Below are 19,525 nucleotides of genomic sequence, written 5' to 3'. Positions count from 1 at the left end.
TGAGCGGCAAAGATCCCCTGTAGGAGCTGGCTTGCCAGCGAAGGCGTCCTCAAACCTTGCAACGCCCATGCAGACGCCTTCGCCAGCAAGCCGGCTCCTACAGGCGCGCCCGCACAATCAACACACATTCAAGCTCCAAGCACCCTGGCCAGAAACGGCGCCGTTTTGCTCTTCCTGCTTTTAGCCACTTTCTGCGGCGTCCCCGCCACCACGATCTTCCCGCCCTGATCCCCCGCCCCCGGTCCGATATCGATCACCCAGTCGCTCTGCGCCACCACGCGCATTTCATGTTCGACGACGATCACCGTATGCCCCGCCGCCACCAGCGTATTCAACTGTTCGAGCAAGCGATCGACGTCCCGTGGATGCAAGCCGGTCGTGGGCTCATCGAGCACATACAAGGTCGCCCCACGCTGGTTGCGTTGCAGTTCGGTGGCCAGTTTGATCCGCTGGGCCTCGCCACCCGACAATTCGGTCGCCGGCTGACCCAGGCGCAGGTAGCCCAGGCCGATATCGCGCAATACCTCCAGCGAGCGCCGAATCCCCGGTTGCCCGGCGAACACCTCGACCGCTTCGTCCACCGTCAACTGCAACACCTGGGCAATGGTCAAACCTTGCCAGACGATCGCCAGGGTCTCGGGGTTGTAGCGCGCACCGTGGCAGGTCGGGCACGGCGCGTAGACGCTGGGCATGAACAGCAACTCGACGCTGACAAAGCCTTCGCCTTCGCAGGTCGCACACCGTCCCTTGGCAACGTTGAAAGAAAATTGGCCGGCGTCATAGCCGTTGTCCCGGGCTTGGGGCGTGGCGGCGTAGAGCTTGCGCACGTTGTCGAACAGACCGGTGTAGGTCGCCAGGTTCGAGCGGGGGGTGCGGCCGATGGGTTTCTGATCGACCTGCACCAGACGCTTGATCGACGCCAGGCCACTGGTGACCTGGCCGCCGCTGACCTGTGGCGCATCGTCCTCCAGGCTCAACTCTTCAGCCTCGCTGTTACTGGCGGCGCGCCCCAGATGTGCGCCCACCAACTCCAGCAGCGCCTGACTGACCAGGCTCGATTTGCCGGAACCCGACACACCGGTCACCGCAGTGAAACAGCCCAGCGGAAACTCGGCGCCGAGGTTGTTCAGGTTATTGCGGGTGATGCCTTCCAGCCGCAGCCAGTCGGTCGCCTGGCGGCTGACCCGGGGCTGGGCGACCTGTTCGGCGAACAGGTAGGCGCGAGTCTGGGAGTGAGTGACGTCGGCCAACCCAGGCGGCGGTCCACTGTAGAGGATCCGCCCGCCATGCTCGCCAGCTTGCGGGCCCACGTCGATCAGCCAGTCGGCGCGGCGCATGGTTTCCAGGTCATGCTCGACCACGAACAAGGAGTTGCCGGCGGCCTTGAGCCGTTGCAGGGCTTCGAACAGTGCCTCGCCATCCGCCGGGTGCAGACCGGCCGACGGCTCATCCAGCACGTAGATAACGCCGAACAATTGCGAACCCAATTGCGTCGCCAGGCGCAGACGCTGCAACTCGCCGGAGGACAAGGTCGGCGTGCTGCGTTCCAGGGCGAGGTAACCGAGGCCCAGGTCGGTCAAGGTGCTGACCCGCTCCAGCAAGTCCTGGGCGATCCGTTGCGCGGCCAGGCGTTTTTCCACCGACAGGTTGGGCGTGTGGCGCACGTCCGGTGCGTTGGCGTGACCGCTGGCGCCCTGGGCCACTCGCTGCTCACGGGCCTCGCGGGTCTGCAGATGCGTCAACACCTCACCCGCTTCATCGGCCAGTTCGAGGTAACTGTGAGCCGCCACCGGCTTCAAGACTTCGGCCACTTGCAGCAACGGCATCTGCGACAGCTCGCCAATGTCGTAACCGGCGAAGGTCACCGACAACGCTGCTTGCTTGAGCCGTTTGCCGTCACACACCGGGCAAGGGCTGCCTAGCATGTAGCGCGAAACGCGCTTCTTCATCAGCGCACTCTGGGAATGGGTAAAGGTGTGCAGGATGTAGCGCCGGGCGCCGGTAAACGTGCCTTGGTAACTGGGTTCCATTTTGCGTTTGAGCGCAACTTTCGTTTCTTCCGGAGTCAGCCCGGCGTACACCGGCACGGTCGGTGTGTCTTCGGTGAACAGAATCCAGTCGCGCTGTTTTTTCGGCAACTCGCGCCAGGGTTTATCGACGTCGTAGCCCAGGGTCACCAGGATGTCCCGCAGGTTCTGTCCCTGCCAGGCCATGGGCCAGGAGGCGACGGCGCGCTGGCGGATGGTCAGGCTCGGGTCCGGGACCATCAGGGCTTCGGTGACTTCATAGACCCGGCCCAGGCCATGACATTGGGTGCACGCCCCCTGCGGCGTGTTGGGCGAGAAGTCTTCGGCGTACAGCATCGGTTGCCCCGGCGGATAGCTGCCGGCCCGGGAATACAGCATGCGGATCAGGCTCGACAACGTGGTCACGCTGCCCACCGACGACCGCGTGCTCGGCGTGCCCCGCTGCTGCTGCAAGGCCACGGCGGGCGGCAAGCCTTCGATCGAGTCGACGTCCGGCACCCCGACCTGGTCGATCAGGCGCCGCGCATAAGGCGCCACGGATTCGAAATAGCGGCGTTGCGCTTCGGCGTAGAGGGTCGAGAACGCCAGCGAGGACTTGCCCGAGCCAGAGACCCCGGTGAACACCACCAGGGCATCCCGGGGAATATCGATATCGACGTTCTTGAGGTTGTGTTCCCGGGCGCCGCGCACCCTGACCATGCCGGAGGGAGGGTTGGAGGTGCGCTTGTCAGTCATTGGGCAGCCTTATGGAGTCGCTGATTGGAATACGATCCCCTGTAGGAGCTGGCTTGCCAGCGAAGAACGCATAGGCGCCGCGTTTATCCTGAATGTACGCGTTAGCGTTGACGACCTTCGCTGGCAAGCCAGCTCCTACAGGGGTTTTGTGTTCAGCTGTTACGTTTTGATTTCACCGGTCAGGTTCTGTAGTCAGCCATTGAGCACCGCGCGGACCATTTGGGTCAGCGCCTCGGGACCGTAGGGTTTGCTCAGCAGATGCGTGTCGGGGCTGAGCTGGTGATTGCGCGAAATAATGTCACGGGTGTGGCCAGAGGTGAACAGGATCGGCACCGGTGGCGTCTGCACCTTGGCCCAGGCGGCCAGGTCCGAACTCTTGATCAGGCCGGGCATGACCACATCGGTGAAAATCAGGTCCACCGCCACGCCTTCCAGCAACATCTGCATGGCCGAGTCGCCGTTCCCGGCGGTCAGGACTTGATAGCCTTCTTCGCGCAGCAACTCGACCGCCGCGCTGCGTACCGCCTCGTTGTCCTCGACCACCAGCACGGTTTCGTTGCCGCCTGGCTGCTGTGGATCATGCAGTGCCGATTCACTGGGCAGCGGCCGCAGGCTGCGGGGGAAATACAGCTGCACCCGGGTGCCCTGCCCCGGTACACTGGACATGTCGATATGCCCGCCGCTTTGCTTGACGAACCCGAACACCATGCTCAGGCCCAGCCCCGTGCCCTGGCCATCGGCCTTGGTGGTAAAAAACGGTTCGAACGCGTGCCCCAGCACGTCGGGTGACATGCCGACGCCGCTGTCCGCCACCGCAACGCAGACGAAATCGCCGGGCACGATGCCCTTGCCCGCACAGAACCGGGCGTCGAGTGCAATGTTGGCGGCACTCAGCCTGATCGTTCCTTCGCCCTGCATGGCGTCACGGGCATTGATCGCCAGGTTGAGGATGGCATTTTCCAGTTGATTGCGATCCACATGCAGATGCCAGGCGTCTGCAGGTGCCGTCACACTGATCTGGATGGTTTCCCCCAGAGCCCGCTGCAACAGCTCAGCCAGGCCGTCGAAAATTTGTCGTGGATCGCAGACAGCCGGGGACAAGGGCTGGCGGCGGGCAAACGCCAGCAGTTGCGAGGACAGCTTGGCGCCGCGCTCGACCGCGGCAATCGAGGCGCTGACCCGGCGCTGCACATTGGCGTTGTCCGGTTCATGCCGTGCCAGCAGATGCAGGTTGCCGGCGATCACCTGCAACAGGTTGTTGAAGTCATGGGCCACGCCGCCGGTAAGGCCGCCGATGGCTTCGAGCTTCTGTGATTGGCGCAGTTGCTCTTCAGCCGTCAGCCGCGCTTCCACTTCATCGGCGACGCGCTGCTCCAGGTTGCGGGTGAACCTGAGCAAGGATTCTTCGGCCGTCTTGCGTTCGTGGATGTCGATCAACACCCCCGGGAAGCGGAACGGTTCGCCCTGCTCGTTGAACTCGCAGCAACCGCTCGCCTGCACCCACAGATAATTGCCATCGGCACGCAGGACCCGGTATTCGGCGTTGAAGGGTTCGCCGGTTTCCACCGATCGGTTGACCTGTTCCTGAAGCCAACTGCGATCATCGGGATGGATCCGTGCCTGGGCGATGTCCGTTGGCAGGTCGGCCAGATCCTGTTCAGCCGGGTAGGAAAAGGTGCGGGCAAAGCGTTCGTCGCCAGACAGCACATTGCCCTTGATGTCCCAGACGAACGAGCCGAGCAAGGCGCCGGCATTGAGTGCCAGGCGCACCCGTTCATTGTCGGCGCGATAGGCATCTTCGGCGGCCCGGCGGCGACGTTCGGAAATCACGTGATCCGTGGTCTCGACCACCATCGCCATGACCCCGGCCGGTTTGCCGTCATCATTGGCCACCGGGCTGTAATACAGGTCCAGCCAGACGTCTTCGGGAATCCCGTCCCGCAGCAGCACCAACTCTTTATTGCGGTAGGACAGCGTGCCGCCCGCCAGGCAGGTGTCGACCACGTGTCGGTTGAACTCGGCCACTTCCGGCCAGCCCAGCTCCACCGGGGAACCCAACAGGTAAGGATGGCGGCCACCGGCGAATTTCGAGTACGCATCGTTATAGATCATGTAGCCGGGACGGCCCCAGAGCATCACCATCGGCAGCGGCGAAGCGAGCATCAACTGCACTGCGCTGCACAGGCTTGCGGGCCAGGCGTCCATCTTCCCCAGCTCGGTCAGGCTCCAATCAAACGCACGAATGCGCCCGGCCATTTCACCGCTCCAGCCGGCACATCCGTGGCTATCGTCTAGAAACTGCATCGGCTGGCTCTTTGTCCTTGAAGTGGCACCTGTTTGCTTCGAGCACCGGGGACGCCAATGGTTCACTGAGGTAACACTGATTCACCCCTGCCTGGTACATCCAAGACTCACTGACGTATCACTGACTCACCCCTGTAGGAGCGAGCTTGCTCCGGGCGGCGTTCCGACGATGGACGTAAGGGCACCGCGTTTATCCAGGCAGGACTCGTCATCGTTGACGTCCATCGCGAGCAAGCTCGCTCCTACAGGACCTCGATCAAATGCTTGAGCGGGTGATAACCGGTTTTCAAGGTGGCGGCGACGTCGAGAATCGCCTTCTCGATGCCGTTCAAATGCATGCAGGTCAGCTCGATGGCCGCGCTCTGGTTGCCGGCTTCTATGTATTCGATCAGGCGCAGGTGTTCGTCATCGCGGCAGGCCTGGTGGCTGTCGTCATCCAGTGCGGCGGCGTAGAGCGAGGCGCGGGAAATCAGTTTGCGGAACCAGTCCAGCAACACCGGGTTGTTCAGGCTTTGCGCGAGCTTGATGTGGAATTCGCCGAGCAGATGAATCAGCCGTTCATGATCGCCGTTGCGGTGCGCTTCGTCCTCGAGCAACAAATGATCGCGCAGGTCCCGGGTCACCGCAGTGTCGCGCCGACGGCACAGCTCACTGACGATGCCGATCTCGATCAGGCGCCGGGTTTCGAACAACGAACGGATCTCCTCGTCACTCGGCAATGACACCGACGCCCCCTTGTTGGGTTCGGTGGTCACCAGTCCATCGGCTTCCAGTTGCTTGAGCGCGGCACGAACCGACGTCCGGCTGACATTGAAAAGTTCGGCCAGCGACGCCTCGCCCAGCTTCATCCCCGGACGCAACGAACGCTTGCTGATCGCCTCGTAAACCCCTTGGTAGACGCGGTCGACCGTGGTCTCCAGTTTTTTCTCTGTCATCAGAACACTCCCTTTGCATGAAACAACCGGCCCCTGGCGAAGAGCAGCCATTGAAAAAGGGGGTTGCACGAGCAGATTAATCCGGTTATTTGTAGATTGCATCCAGATATTGCATACAATAATTAGAGGAATGCACCATTATGGGTCATCCAGTAGCAATTGAAGTGCGTAACGTCTCCAAACGGTATTCCGACGATCCAGGGCTGGCTCCAGCCCTCGACAACGTGTCGGTGGACATCGCCGACAACGAGTTCTTCACCCTGCTCGGTCCTTCCGGCTGTGGCAAGACTACCTTGCTGCGTACCATCGCCGGCTTCGAGCATGTCAGCGCGGGGGAGATCCGTCTCGCCGGCGAGCCGGTCAACGACCTGCCGCCGTTCAAGCGTCGGGTCAACACGGTGTTCCAGAGCTACGCGCTGTTTCCGCACATGAGTGTCGCGCAGAATATCGCCTTCGGCCTCGAGATGCAGGGTCTTGATCGCGAGCAGATTGCGCAACGTGTCGACGAGATGCTGGCGCTGGTGCAAATGCAACACCTGGCCAAGCGCAAACCGGCCGAGCTGTCCGGTGGTCAACAGCAACGCGTGGCGCTGGCCCGGGCCCTGGCGCCAAAACCCAGGGTGTTGCTGCTCGACGAACCGCTGTCGGCCCTCGACCTCAAGCTGCGCAAGGAAATGCAGGTCGAACTCAAGCGTGTGCAAAAGGAAGCCGGGATCACCTTCATTTTCGTCACCCACGATCAGGAAGAAGCCCTGACCCTGTCCGATCGCATTGCCGTGATGTCCGCCGGCAAGATCCTGCAGATCGGCACGCCCAATGAAATTTACGAACGCCCGCAGCATCGGTTCGTCGCCCAGTTCATTGGCGATATCAATTTCCTGCCTGGCCATATCAAGCGCGGCAAGCACAATGAAAGCCTGTTCGTGCCCAGCGGCATGCCGGTGGAAATCCCCTGCCCGGCCCCAGGTTTCGACAGCGCCAAGGTGCAACTGGCGTTTCGTCCGGAACGTTCGCAACTGGTCGACCCAGCGCAACCCCATCACCTGCGCGGCGTGATCGAGGCAGTGCTGTATGTCGGCACTGCCACCCTGTACCAGTGCCGTTTGAACAACGACATCAAGGTCATGCTGCGTGAAAACAACGAAGGCCTGAACCGCGGCCGGGTGGTCGGCGATCGCGTCGCGGTCAACCTGCCGCCCCACGCCTGCCTGTTGATGGAGGCCTGAGATGAGCGTCAGCAGCACTTCTCCCGCCCTCAACCGTGCGCTGTTGCTCAGCCCGGTGGTTCTGACCCTGCTGGCCCTGATTGCCATTCCGCTGGGCATCATGGGCTACATCAGCCTGCTGCCGCGCAACGTCTATGGCGGTGTCGACTGGCAGGCCGACTGGCAATTGCACAGCTACGTGCAACTGTTTTTCCAGGAAGGTTTCGACGGTGAACTGGAGCTGAACTGGGTGTATGCCCAGGCGCTGTTGCGCTCGGTGTTCCAGGCCGGCGGCACCACGGTGTTGTGTTTCCTGTTCGGCTTCCCGGTGGCCCTGTGGATGTCGAGCCTGACCCCGCGTCGGCGCAACCTCATGGTGTTGCTGATCACCATTCCGTTCTGGACCAACCTGCTGATCCGCAACTACGCCTGGCTGATCATCCTGCGCGAGCAGGGCTGGGTCGCCCAGAGCCTCAACGTGCTGTTCCCTCAAGTCGGTGGCATCACCCTGCTCTACAACGACTTCGCGGTCAGCGTCGGGCTGGTCTACAGCTTTCTGCCGTTCATGATTCTGCCGATCTACTCGACCCTGGAAAAACTCGACTGGCGCCTGGTGGAAGCCGCCTACGACCTGGGCGCCAACCGCTGGCACGCACTGAAGCGGATCATCCTGCCGCTGTCGATGCCCGGGGTGATTGCCGGCGCGCTGCTGGTGTTCGTGCCGAGTCTCGGGGCCTTCATCACCCCGGCGATTCTCGGCGGCGGCAAGACCCTGATGATCGGCAACCTGATCCAGCAGCAGTTCGGCACCGCGCGCAACTGGCCGCTGGGCAGTTCGCTGTCATTCCTGCTGCTGGGGATTCTGCTGCTGTCCCTGGTGCTGTACGCCCTCTATAGCCGCAGCGCCACCAAAACACTTCGCCGGGGAGCCACCGCATGATCGCCCTGCACCTGAAAAAACTGCCCCTGACCCGGGAAGTCAGCCTGCTGATCCTGGCCTATCTGTACCTGCCGATCCTGGTGTTGATCGCTTACAGCTTCAACGCCAACCGCTCGGCGACGGTGTGGACCGAGTTCTCGTTCGCCTGGTACGGACGGATTCTGGCGAACCCGTCGATCCAGACCGCGGCGCTGAACTCGATCATCGTCGCCAGCATCGCCACGGTCTGCGCCACGGCCATCGCCTTGCTGGCGGCGTTGGCAACGTACCGGCCGTTCTTCGGACAGAAAATGGTCGAGGGCGGCATCAACCTGCCGCTGATCCTGCCGGAGATCGTCACCGCCGTGGCGACCCTGCTGCTGTTCATGGCGCTGGGGATCAAGCTGGGTCTGCTGACCGTGATCGTCGCGCACATCGGCTTCTGCATTCCCTTCGCCTACCTGCCGATTCGCGCACGACTGAACGATCTGGACAAGAGCCTGCTGGAGGCCGCGAACGATCTGTACGCCAACCCCTGGCAAGTGTTTCGCCGGGTGACCTTGCCGCTGCTGTGGCCGGCGGTGCTGTCGGGTTCGGTGCTGGCGTTCGTGGTCAGTCTCGATGATTTCATCATGACCTTCTTCGTCGCCGGCCCGGGTTCCACGACCTTGCCGGTGTACATCTTCTCGGCGATCAAGGCCGGTGTGACCCCGGAGATCAACGCGATCTCGACCCTGATGCTGGTGATTTCCATCGTGCTGGTGGTGCTGGCCTTCTGGCTGGGACAGCGCGGCAAACAACAATGAGCCTGGAGCCTGCTGTCATGAAAAGAAAGCCGATGAAAACAAAAAGCATGCGTTTCGCTGTCGCCGGTCTTGCCCTGAGTTGCTTTACCGCGTTCAACGCACAGGCCGCCGAGCCCAAGGAGTTGTTCTTCTACAACTGGACCGACTACTACCCGGTCGAACTGCTGGCCAAGTTCGAAAAGGAGACCGGGATCAAGGTCACCATGGATGGCTACGACAGCAACGAAACCCTGCTGGCCAAGTTGCAGGCCGGCGGCGCGGCGTATGACGTGATCGTGCCGTCGCAGTCGATCATGCAAACCCTGATCAAGCAGGATTTGCTGCTGGCATTCGATGCATCGAGCCTGCCCAACTTCCAGTACGTCAAACCGGCATTCCGCAACCCGAGCTTCGACCCCGGCCGCAAATTCTCGGCGCCGTACCTGTGGGGCACCACCGGGTTTTCCTATGACAGCGCGCGAGTGCCCGGCGGCAAGCTGGACGACTCGTGGAAAGAGTTCTTCGAACCGCGCAAGGAACTGCAAGGCCAACTCGCCGCCCTCGACACCTCGAGCAGCGTGATCAACGCCGCCAGCCATTACCTGAACGTCGATGAATGCAGCGAAAACCCGCAGGACGCCAAGCGCATCCTGGAGCTGCTGCAGAAACAGAAACCCTTCCTGAAGATGTACAGCTCCGACAACACCGTCGACCGCATGGCTTCCGGTGAAGTGATCATGATGCAGAACTGGAACGGCTCCACCGCCCGGGCCACGTTGCAAAAGAGCACGATCAAGTACGTGTACCCCCGTGAAGGCCTGGCGATGTTCCAGGATAACTTCGCCGTGCCCAAAAGCGCGCCGCACCCTGGCAACGCCAAGGTCTTCATCGACTGGATGATGAAACCGGAAAACGCCGCCGCCGTGTCCAATGCCATCGCCTACGCCAACGGCATCCAGAGCGACACCTTGATCGACGCCAAATGGCGGGTGATGGACGCCATCAACATGCCGGATGAATTCGCCTCACGCCTGCGCCCGGAGAAAGAGTGCAGCAACAAGGCGCGAGAGCTGCAGGACCGGATTTGGGCGAAGCTCAAGGGTTAAGTGCCTGGCTTGACACCGAGCCGCGGCCTTCGTCAGCAAGCCGGCTCCTACAGGATTTGGCTGTTCGAAAATTTTCTGATCGACACAACCCCCTGTAGGAGCTGGCTTGCCAGCGAAGAGGCCCGCTCAATCACCACAGAATTCAAAGACCTGAATGAGGTTTCAGATGACCCAACCCCGCTGGCTACGCAACGTGCGCCCCTACGGCGCACCCGCCGAAGACCTGCTGCTGGAAAACGGCCTGTTCAAAGCACGGCGCCCGGCCACCAACGCACCGCTGGCCGCCACCGACCTCGACGGCCAACACCAGCTCCTCACCCCAACCCTGGTGGAAAGCCACGTCCACCTCGACAAAACCCTCTGGGGCCAACCCTGGCGCCCGAACAGCGCCGGCCCCACCCTCAAGGACTACATCGCCAACGAACGCCGGGTACTGCGTGAAGTCGACGCCCCCATCGCCCAACGAGCCGGCGCCCTGCTGGAAAACTGCATCGCCCGCGGTTCGCTGACCCTGCGCTGTCACGTCGATATCGACCCCGACTTCGGCCTGCGCCATGTCGAGGCCATGCAGCAACTGCAGGAAAATTACCGCGACCTGATCGACCTGCAACTGGTGGTGTTCCCGCAAACCGGCCTGATCTCCCGCCCGGGCACGGCCGAACTGATGCGCGAAGCCATGGCCCTGGGCGTGGAGAACGTCGGAGGCCTAGACCCCTGCGGCATCGACAACGACCCGATCGCCCAACTCGATTTCGTCTTCAAACTGGCCAGCGAGTTCGATCGCGGTATCGACATACACCTGCATGACAAAGGTGAACTGGGCCTGTGGCAGATCGCGCTGATCGCCGACTACACCGAGCGTTTCGCGCGTCAGGGTCGGGTGATGATCAGCCATGCGTATTGCCTGGGGATGTTGCCCTGGGGTCAGGTCAAACCCTTGGCGGAGCGGCTGGCGGTGTTGGGCATTTCACTGATGAGTTCGGCCCCCGCCGACTGCGCGGTGCCACCCTTCCTCGCCCTGCGCGAGGCCGGGGTCAATGTCTGCCTGGGTTCGGACGGCATTCGCGATGCCTGGTCGCCCATGGGCAACGGTGACATGCTGGAACGGGCGATGCTGCTGGCGTTTCGTTTCGACTTGAACAAGGACGAGGAACTGGCGGCGGCGTTCGAGGCGGCCACGGTCAATGGCGCTCGGGCGTTGGGCTGTGACGGTTATGGGCTGGAGATCGGCCGGCCGGCGGACTTCCTGCTGATGCCGGTGCAGACCTTGGGCGAGGCCGTGGTCTCACGACCGGTGCGCCAGGTGTATCGGGCAGGCAGGCTGATCGCCGCCAATGGGGCTTTATTGGACAGTCGCCTGTGAAGCGCATCGGCCTGAAATCGAGCTGTGTCGTCGGCTTCGATGGCCAGCGACATGTGCTGTGGCGCGACGGCGAAGTGGTGTTCGAAGGCTCGCGCATCCTGTTTGTCGGGCGTGATTATCCGGGGCCGGTGGATCAGTGGATCGATTACGGCAATGCCTTGATCGGGCCGGGCTTCATCGACCTGGATGCGCTCGGGGACCTGGACTCCACGGTGCTGACACTCGACAACGGCGATGAGCGGGCCATGGGCCGGATGGGGTCCGAGGACTACCTGGCGGCCGGTCCGCGGGAGAGCTACACCGCGGATGAAGAGGTTTTCAAATGCCGCTACGCCTTCACGCAGCTGATCCGCAACGGCATCACTACCGCCATGCCGATCACCTCGATGTACTACCGCGAATGGGCCGAGACCTACGACGAATTTGCCGCGGTGGCCGGTATTGCCGGTGAGCTCGGGCTGCGCACTTACCTCGGTCCCTGCTATATGAGCGGCATGGGTTACTGGCGCGCCGATGGCAGTCTCGGGCATCACTGGGACGAGGCTCGGGGGATGGCCGGACTTGAGGCCGCCGCACGGTTTTTTTATGACTTCGACGGCGCACAGGGCGGTCTGATTCGCGGCGCGCTGCTGCCGGACCGCATCCAGACCTGCACCCCGGCATTGCTGCAACGCACTGCCGCGCTGAGCCGGGAACTGAAGGCGCCGATGCGTTTGCATTGCTGCCAGGGGCTCGGCGAGGTGGCGATGGTCGAGCGACTTCGCGGCGTCTCGCCCCTGGCGTGGCTGGCGCAACTGGACCTGCTGACCCCGCGCAGTTTGCTGCCCCACGGAATCTACACCGACGGCGATGACGACCTGCAGCGGGTGGTGGACGGCGGCGCCAGCCTGGTGCATTGCCCGGTGGTGTTTGCCCGGGATGGCGAGGCGCTGAATTCCTTCGGGCGCTATCGAGCCAAGGGTATCAACTTCGCCCTGGGCACCGACACCTGGCCGGCGGACCTGCTGGAAAACATGCGCCAGGGCCTGAACATCGCCCGCTTGATGGAGGGCGGCAACTCGCTGACCAGCACGCTGGACCTGTACAACGCCGCCACCCTCGGCGGCGCCAGGGCCTTGGGTCGCGACGATCTCGGCCGCCTGGCACCCGGCGCCAAGGCCGATATCACGGTATTCAGCCTGCGCGGCCTGCACCTGGGACCGTTGTTCGATCCGCTGAAAAACCTGGTGCTCGCGGGTCGCGGTGACGACTGCATCGCCAGCTACATCGACGGCCGCTGCGTGATGCAGGATGGCCAGGTTCAAGGAGTGGACTACCCCGCCCTGCAACGCCAGGCGCAACGCCAATTCGAAAAACTGATGCGCAGCCACAGTGAAAGGGCTTTTGGCCAACCGGACTGGAAAGGCCTGTTCCAACCGGCCATCCCGTTTGCCGACGACTACAGCGCACAGGTGCCGTTGAGCACGATTGATCCACTTCCTTAGAGATTTCTGCCCATGCAAAGCTTCGACTTCAGCACATTGAGTGCGCGGGACAAATACAAGATCCTGATCGGCAGCGTGGTGCCACGGCCAATTGCCCTGGTCACCACCATCGACGGCGAAGGCCGGATCAACGCCGCGCCGTTCAGCTTCTTCAATGCCCTCTCGGCCGACCCGCCGATCCTTGCGCTGGGCGTGGAAAACTACGGCGACCAGAGCCCCAAGGACACCACCCGCAACATCCAGCTCAACCAGGAATTCACCGTGAACATCGTCAGCGATGCCCTGGTGGAAGCCATGAACGTCTGCGCCGTGCCCTTCGCCCCGGGCTTCGACGAACTGACGGCCGCGGGGCTCACCGCTATCCCCGGCACGACTGTCAAATGCCCGAGGATCGGCGAAGCACCGGTGGCGCTGGAATGCCGCAGGATGATGGCGCTGTCCATCGGGCAGTCGCGGGAGATCATCTTTGGCGAAGTGCTGATGGCCCATGTGCGGGATGAGTTGATCGACCCGAAAACCTTGTACATCGACCAGTTGGGGCTCGATGCGATTGGCCGGATGGGTGGGCATGGGTATGCACGCACCCGGGATTATTTCGATTTGCCGACCCGGTCGCTGCAAGCGTGGACGGATGCACCGGGGGGTGGGCAGCGGTTTTGGCCTGAGGGCAAATAATCCGCGAGATCATGACCACGATCTGTAGGAGCCGGCTTGCTGGCGAAAGCGGTGGGTCAGTCACAGTGATGTTGAATGTGCTGACGCATTCGCCGGCAAGCCGGCTCCTACAGGGGGATGCCCGGTTTGATCGTTCCCACGCTCTGCGTGGGAATGCAGCCACGGACGCTCTGCGTCCGCTGTGACGCAGAGCGTCACGGGAGGCGTTACCACGCAGAGCGTGGGAACGATCATGCAGGGGATGTGCGGGATCAGCGGAAATCCCGGCTGCGCACGCTGATGCCATCAAGCAACGGGCTCAGGTCACTCAAGCGTCCGGCAATCAGGTGGCGCACCTCGCCTTCCTTTTCCCAGCGCCCGTCGACCTTGAGCAACTGCGAGCCGACCAGCACCCGTCGCTGCCGGTCGGCCAGGTCGCGCCAGACCACCACGTTGACGTTGCCGAACTCGTCCTCGAGGGTGACGAAGGTCACGCCACTGGCGGTGCCCGGGCGTTGTCGGCCGGTCACCAGTCCGGCGACGCTGACCGGTCGGCCGTGCTCGACCTCCATGAGCTCTTTCGAACTGCGGCAACGCCGGGCTTTCAATTCACCCCGCAGCAAGGCCAGCGGATGCGGCCCGAGGGTGGTGCCGACACTGGTGTAATCGGCCAGCAGGTCCTCGCCCACGGTCGGTTTGGGCAATGCCACCGCGTCTTCCTCCTGGCGCGGCAGCCCGGCAAACAAGCCGAGCTGTTTCTGCACCCCCGCCACCTCCCAGCGCGCCCGATGCCGGTCGCCGGCCAGCCCGCGCAGCGCCCCGGCATCGGCCAGTTGTTCCTGGGCACGGGCATCGAGTCGCGCCCGTTCGCCGAGGTCGGCGATGTCGATGAACACCCCCTTCGCCCGTGCCGCTTCGATGCGCCGGGCATCGTCCTCGCGAAACCCCTTGATCATCCGCAAGCCCATGCGAATCGCCGGCTGCGCACCGGTGATCGGCTCCAGGCTGCAATCCCAGTCGCTGGCCCGCACGTCCACCGGGCGGATCTGCAAGTGGTGCCGGCGCGCGTCCTGCAGAATCTGGTCCGGGCTGTAGAAACCCATGGGCCAACTGTTGATCAGCGCACAGGCGAAGGCCGCCGGTTCGTGGCATTTCAACCAGCAACTGGCGTAGGTCAGCAAGGCAAAACTGGCGGCGTGGGACTCGGGAAAACCGTAGCTGCCAAAGCCTTTGATCTGTTCGAAGATCAGCGCGGCGAACTCGGCCGTATAGCCATTTTTCTTCATCCCGGCGGCCAGGCGATCCTTGTGCGGCTCCAGTCCGCCGTGGCGTTTCCAGGCGGCCATGGAACGGCGCAATTGATCGGCTTCGCCGGGGCTGTAGTCGGCGGCGACGATGGCGATCTGCATCACCTGTTCCTGGAACAGTGGCACGCCCAGGGTGCGTTTGAGCACGGCTTCCAGTTCCGGGGAGGGATAGGTCTCGGGCTCTTCCTTGTTTCGCCGCCGCAGATAAGGGTGAACCATGCCGCCCTGAATCGGCCCCGGCCGCACGATCGCCACCTCGATCACCAGGTCGTAAAACTTCCTGGGCTTGAGCCTGGGCAGCATCGACATCTGTGCCCGGGACTCGATCTGGAACACACCGACGGTGTCGGCATGGCCGATCATGTCGTAGGTCTGCGAATCCTCGGCCGGGATCGTCGCCAGGCTCAGGTCAAGGTTGCGGTGCCGACGCAGAAGATCAAAACAGCGGCGAATCGCGCTGAGCATGCCCAGGGCCAGAATGTCGACCTTGAGCAGCCCGACCGCGTCCAGGTCGTCCTTGTCCCACTGGATGATGGTGCGATCGGCCATGGCGGCGTTTTCCACCGGCACCAGACTGTCCAGGGGCTGCTCGGAAATCACGAAGCCGCCGGGGTGCTGGGACAGGTGCCGGGGAAAGCCGATCAACTGCCCGGTCAGGCTCAGCACCCGGCGCAACACCGGGCTGTCGGGGTCGAAACCGCCTTCGCGCAGGCGCTCCACGGGAGGCGTGTCATCGCTCCAGTGACCGCAGCAATCGGCCAGGGCATTGACCTGGTCCGGCGGCAACCCCAAGGCCTTGGCCACGTCGCGCACCGCACCGGCCGAGTGATAGGTGCTGACCACCGCGGTCAGCGCCGCGCGGGTTCGGCCATAACGCCGGAACACGTACTGCAGGACTTCTTCACGCCGCTCGTGTTCGAAATCGACGTCGATGTCCGGTGGTTCGTTGCGTTCCCTGGAGAGAAAGCGTTCAAACAACAGCGTGGTGCGATCCGGATCGATTTCGGTGATGCCCAGGGCAAAGCACACCGCCGAGTTGGCGGCCGACCCACGGCCCTGACAAAGAATCTTCTGCTCCCGGGCGAAACGCACAATGTCGTGAACCGTGAGGAAATAGCTTTCGTAACCCAGCTCGGCGATCAGTTGCAGTTCCTTGTCGATCTGCAGCAGCACCTTGGCTTGCGGGCCTTGTGGCCAGCGCCACGCAATGCCCTGTTCCGTCAACAGCCGCAGCCAGGAGGTGGCCGTGTGCCCCTCGGGCACCAGCTCCCGAGGGTACTGATAACGCAACTGGCCGAGGTCGAACGTGCAGCGCCGGGCGATGTTCAGCGTTTCGTCGAGCAATGCTTGCGGATACAGATCGCCCAAGGCCTCGAGGCTGCGCAGATGGCGCTCGCCATTGGGGTGCAGGCGCAACCCGGCCTCGGCCACCGGCAGGTGATGGCGGATCGCGGTCATGGTGTCCTGCAAAGCGCGCCGCCCGCGCGCGTGCATATGTACATCGCCGCTGGCCACCGCCGGGATGCGCAGCTCACTTGCCAGCGTCAGCAGCTGGTTCAGCCGGCGGCTATCGTCCTGGCCGCGATGCAACTGGACCGCCAGCCACAGCCGTTCGGCGAAGGTCTGCTGCAGCCAGCGACCGTGTTCAACGTCATCGACAGCGTCCGGTACCCACAGCACCAGCAGTCCCGGTATCGGTTCGCTGAAGTCTTCACGCAGCACCTGATAATGGCCTTTCTGCGTGCGGCGTCGGGCTCGGGTAATCAGTCGGCACAGGGTCTGGTAGCCCTCGAGGTTTTCGACCAGCAGCACCAGTTTCGGACCGTTGTCGATGCGGATCTCGCTGCCGATGATCAGCGGCAGCTCCACGGACCTGGCCGCTTGCCAGGCGCGAACGATGCCCGCCAGGGTGCACTCGTCAGTGATTGCCAGCGCTTGATAGCCCTGTTTTTTCGCCCGCTGGAAAAGCTCGAGGGCACTGGAGGCTCCGCGCTGGAAACTGAAGTTGGACAGGCAATGCAGCTCGGCATAATCGATAGTCATGCGAACCAGCCCTGCAGCCACAACGGGCCGCCCTCACCCACCGCCCGCCAGGCCCAGCCCTGCTGGCCGGAACGGGTTTCGATCAGGTAGTAATCCCGGCGCACGTCGGCGCCGTCCCACCAACCGGACTCGATGCGTTCGGGCCCCATGAGGATACGCGTCGAGCTTTCGTGGACCGCCAGGGGTTCGGTCAGCAGCCAACCCGGTCGTTGCACCCCCGACAACCCCGCACAGGGCTGACTGTCGACACTGGCCTGCCACGCACACTCCGGCCGGTGATCGGCCTGGAACCGCAAGCCGTGCACTGCGTCATCCCCGAGCCGGGCGCGCAGGCGTTCGCGCAGTTGTTCCCAGGGCAAGGACTGCTGCGGGCGGTCGTCGAACAGTTCCTGGTACTGGGGAACGAAGGCCGGCAAGTCTTCGGCGCGCAAACGAAACCCGCGCACCGGGGCTTCGACCTGGACCTGTTCCAGCCGGCCCCGGGCCAGTTCGAAGAGCATCGCCGGATCGCGCTCGGCGCTGAGCAGGCCGACCTTGATCACGCTGTCCGGGAGCCCGGCATGTTCCAGGTGCAGGTCAAAGCGCTGCACGCCGCTGTCCCGGCCACACAGGAAAGCAGCAAGGTCACAGGTCAGGCGGCGTAACGGAAACAGCAGCGCCTGATGGGACTGCACATCGAAATTGAGCTCGATGCGCACATCGAAGCGGTCCGGCGGCAAGTAGAACGCCAGCGCCAGCCGACGGGTACCCAGCAAGGCATCCAGGTGCTTGAGCACCTGGGCCTCGAAACGCCGGGCCAGACTCTGCCGGGGCAACGCCTGCACCTGACTCAGGGTGCGCAACCCCATGCGCGACAACGCCGTGGCGACACCCGCCTCCAACCCGATGCGGTCAATGGGCAACTGCCCCAGGTGATACTGCAAGGCTTGATCGTCGGGCACCACCAGACCGTCATAGGCATTGGCCAATACCCGCGCCGCCACCGGGTTGGGCGCCGCAACGATGCGGTGGCGAAACCCCAGCTCGCCGAGCTCGGCCCGCAAGCGCGCTTCAAAGTGCGGCCAGGGCCCGAACAACCCCAGGCTGGATTCGATTTCAAACACCACCGCCCGCGGGTAATGCACGCTGACCTGGGAGCTGAACCGGTAGGCCCAGGCGGCGAGAAACTGCTGCCAGTGTTCGATCTCGGCAACGTCGTATTCCGCCGTGACGAAGCCCTTGCTCAGGGCCTGCGCAGCCGTCATCGACTGCCCCGGACGCAAGCCCAGCGCCCGGGCCGAAGCGTTGACCGTCTGCAACACCCGACGCTGGGCCGGGCCAGTCAGCAGCGCCAGCGGCTCGTCGGGATCGGCGCGCTGACGCAAGACCGCGTCCAGCGCCAATTGCGGGAAGAGAATGCACACCCAGCGCATGGCAACCTCAATGCCCCACCGGGAAGGCAATCGGCGCCGAGCGCGCCAACCCGCCCCGGCACTTGAGCACCCGCAATTGCGCAGGCCTGGCGTCGATGGCGATGCGCAGGGCGGCGGGCGAAGGGTTGATGGCTTCATGGATCGAGCGGTAGGCGAATGCCAGGGTCGAGCCGGTTTCCGCCGCCACCTGCAAGCGGCGCAAGGCGCGGTCATCGGCCTTGTGCGGCCAGCACAACACCGCACCGCAACTGCCCGAACGCAAGCATTGTTCCGCCGCCCACAGCGCATCGCGCTCGCTGGCCCGGATGATCGACAACTGGCGCAGATCGACCCCGGCGTTCTGCCAGGCCTGGGGATACGGCACGTAGGGCGGCGCCACCAGCACGATGCGTTCACCCGCCGCCGACAACCGCGCCAGCGCCGGCCACACCAGTTGCAACTCGCCGACGCCCTGCCCGGCCAGCAGGATCTCCGTCAACGCCGCTTCCGGCCAGCCGCCCGTGGGCAAGGCTGCGTCCAGCGCGGCATGCCCGGTGGGTTGCGGGCTGGCGGCCGGTGGCGCAGGCCGGCCCCGCCAGACCTGGCCGCCATTGAACAGCGTATCCAACGCAACGACGGCGCCCATCACCCTTGCCTCACCAGACCGCAGAACACCCCTTCGATGGCCAGGTCCTGATCCGCGCGAACGATAATCGGCTGATAGGCCGGGTTGCGCGGCAACAGGCGCACGGCATCGCCGACCCGTTCGAAACGCTTGATGGTGACTTCCCCGTCCAGCCGCGCCACGACGATCTGGCCGTTGACGGCCTCCGGATTGCGATGCACACCCACCAGGTCACCGTCGAGAATGCCGTCCTCGATCATCGAGTCGCCCCGGACCCGCAGCATGTAATCCGGCACCCGGGAGAACATCGACGGGTCGAGCAGCAAGCGGCTGTGCACCTCGGCATCGGCGCCGATCGGCGCACCCGCCGCCACCCGCCCCAGTACCGCAATGTCCAGCAGCTCGGGCCGCGCCGGTTGCCCGAGCAAACGAATGCCCCGGGCCTGATGCGCATTGACTTCGATAAACCCGGCTTCGGTCAGCGCCAGCACATGCTTGCGCGCCACGCTGCGGGAGGCGAAGCCGAACGCCTCGCTGATTTCAGCGAGGCTCGGAGGCTGACCGTGCTCGGCGATTCGCTCGCGGATGAAGGTCAGGATGGCGGTACGGCGGGGAGTCAGAGTCGTCATGGAGTACATTTGT

Annotated in this window: 14 protein-coding genes; 7 read left to right on the top strand and 7 right to left on the bottom strand. The window is 63.6% G+C overall.

What is annotated here, in order from left to right; translation table 11 throughout:
• Positions 1–128 precede the first annotated feature (128 nt).
• From F8N96_RS02560 to F8N96_RS02550, 3 genes are all read right to left on the bottom strand, one after another.
• Positions 129–2,762 carry an excinuclease ABC subunit UvrA gene (locus tag F8N96_RS02560; protein WP_150796431.1) on the bottom strand — a complete coding sequence of 878 codons (2,634 nt, stop codon included), beginning with the start codon at positions 2,760–2,762 and terminating at the stop codon, positions 129–131.
• A gap of 192 nt (positions 2,763–2,954) precedes the next feature.
• Positions 2,955–5,066, bottom strand: coding sequence for a PAS domain-containing sensor histidine kinase (locus F8N96_RS02555; RefSeq protein WP_150796430.1), 2,112 nt, complete (start codon positions 5,064–5,066; stop codon positions 2,955–2,957).
• Positions 5,067–5,308: 242 nt separating this feature from the next.
• Positions 5,309–6,001: a GntR family transcriptional regulator gene (locus F8N96_RS02550; protein ID WP_150796429.1), complete on the bottom strand. Its 693-nt coding sequence runs from the start codon at positions 5,999–6,001 to the stop codon at positions 5,309–5,311.
• Between the two features lie 140 nt (positions 6,002–6,141).
• Between F8N96_RS02550 and F8N96_RS02545 the strand changes: the two genes are divergently transcribed.
• From F8N96_RS02545 to F8N96_RS02515, 7 genes are all read left to right on the top strand, one after another.
• Positions 6,142–7,227 carry an ABC transporter ATP-binding protein gene (locus F8N96_RS02545; RefSeq protein ID WP_150796428.1) on the top strand — a complete coding sequence of 362 codons (1,086 nt, stop codon included), beginning with the start codon at positions 6,142–6,144 and terminating at the stop codon, positions 7,225–7,227.
• A gap of 1 nt (position 7,228) precedes the next feature.
• A complete protein-coding gene (locus F8N96_RS02540; protein WP_150796427.1) occupies positions 7,229–8,146 on the top strand; it encodes an ABC transporter permease in 918 nt (305 codons plus the stop codon).
• Positions 8,143–8,931, top strand: a complete 789-nt coding sequence (locus tag F8N96_RS02535; RefSeq protein WP_150796426.1) for an ABC transporter permease — start codon at positions 8,143–8,145, stop codon at positions 8,929–8,931. Before F8N96_RS02540 ends, F8N96_RS02535 begins: the two co-directional genes overlap by 4 nt.
• Positions 8,932–8,963: 32 nt before the next feature.
• On the top strand, positions 8,964–10,016 hold the full coding sequence (locus F8N96_RS02530; RefSeq protein ID WP_150796425.1) for an extracellular solute-binding protein: 1,053 nt from the start codon (positions 8,964–8,966) through the stop codon (positions 10,014–10,016).
• A gap of 166 nt (positions 10,017–10,182) precedes the next feature.
• Positions 10,183–11,379 carry an amidohydrolase family protein gene (locus F8N96_RS02525; RefSeq protein WP_150796424.1) on the top strand — a complete coding sequence of 399 codons (1,197 nt, stop codon included), beginning with the start codon at positions 10,183–10,185 and terminating at the stop codon, positions 11,377–11,379.
• Positions 11,376–12,863, top strand: coding sequence for an amidohydrolase family protein (locus tag F8N96_RS02520; RefSeq protein ID WP_150796423.1), 1,488 nt, complete (start codon positions 11,376–11,378; stop codon positions 12,861–12,863). The genes F8N96_RS02525 and F8N96_RS02520 overlap by 4 nt, the downstream gene beginning before the upstream one ends.
• 12 nt (positions 12,864–12,875) lie before the next feature.
• Positions 12,876–13,538 (top strand): flavin reductase family protein, encoded by a 663-nt coding sequence (locus tag F8N96_RS02515; protein ID WP_150796422.1) that lies wholly within the window; start codon positions 12,876–12,878, stop codon positions 13,536–13,538.
• 251 nt (positions 13,539–13,789) lie between these two features.
• Here the strand turns inward: F8N96_RS02515 and F8N96_RS02510 are convergent, their stop codons facing one another.
• The 4 genes from F8N96_RS02510 to lexA are packed head-to-tail and all read right to left on the bottom strand — an operon-like array spanning position 13,790 to position 19,521.
• Complete coding sequence (locus F8N96_RS02510) at positions 13,790–16,888, bottom strand: error-prone DNA polymerase (RefSeq protein ID WP_191635325.1); 3,099 nt, start codon at positions 16,886–16,888, stop codon at positions 13,790–13,792.
• Positions 16,864–18,279, bottom strand: a complete 1,416-nt coding sequence (locus F8N96_RS02505) for a Y-family DNA polymerase (RefSeq protein ID WP_150796420.1) — start codon at positions 18,277–18,279, stop codon at positions 16,864–16,866. Before F8N96_RS02505 ends, F8N96_RS02510 begins: the two co-directional genes overlap by 25 nt.
• A gap of 7 nt (positions 18,280–18,286) precedes the next feature.
• Entirely contained in the window at positions 18,287–18,904 is a 618-nt protein-coding gene (gene imuA, locus F8N96_RS02500) for a translesion DNA synthesis-associated protein ImuA (RefSeq protein WP_150764740.1), read from the bottom strand.
• Complete coding sequence (lexA, locus tag F8N96_RS02495) at positions 18,904–19,521, bottom strand: transcriptional repressor LexA (RefSeq protein ID WP_150796419.1); 618 nt, start codon at positions 19,519–19,521, stop codon at positions 18,904–18,906. The genes imuA and lexA overlap by 1 nt, the downstream gene beginning before the upstream one ends.
• Positions 19,522–19,525: the final 4 nt, after the last annotated feature.

The sequence above is a fragment of the Pseudomonas fluorescens genome, from assembly GCF_902497855.1.
Classification (GTDB): domain Bacteria; phylum Pseudomonadota; class Gammaproteobacteria; order Pseudomonadales; family Pseudomonadaceae; genus Aquipseudomonas; species Aquipseudomonas fluorescens_BI.
The sequence above is the reverse complement of the archived record's forward strand: the minus strand, read 5'-3'. Positions and strand labels throughout refer to the sequence as shown.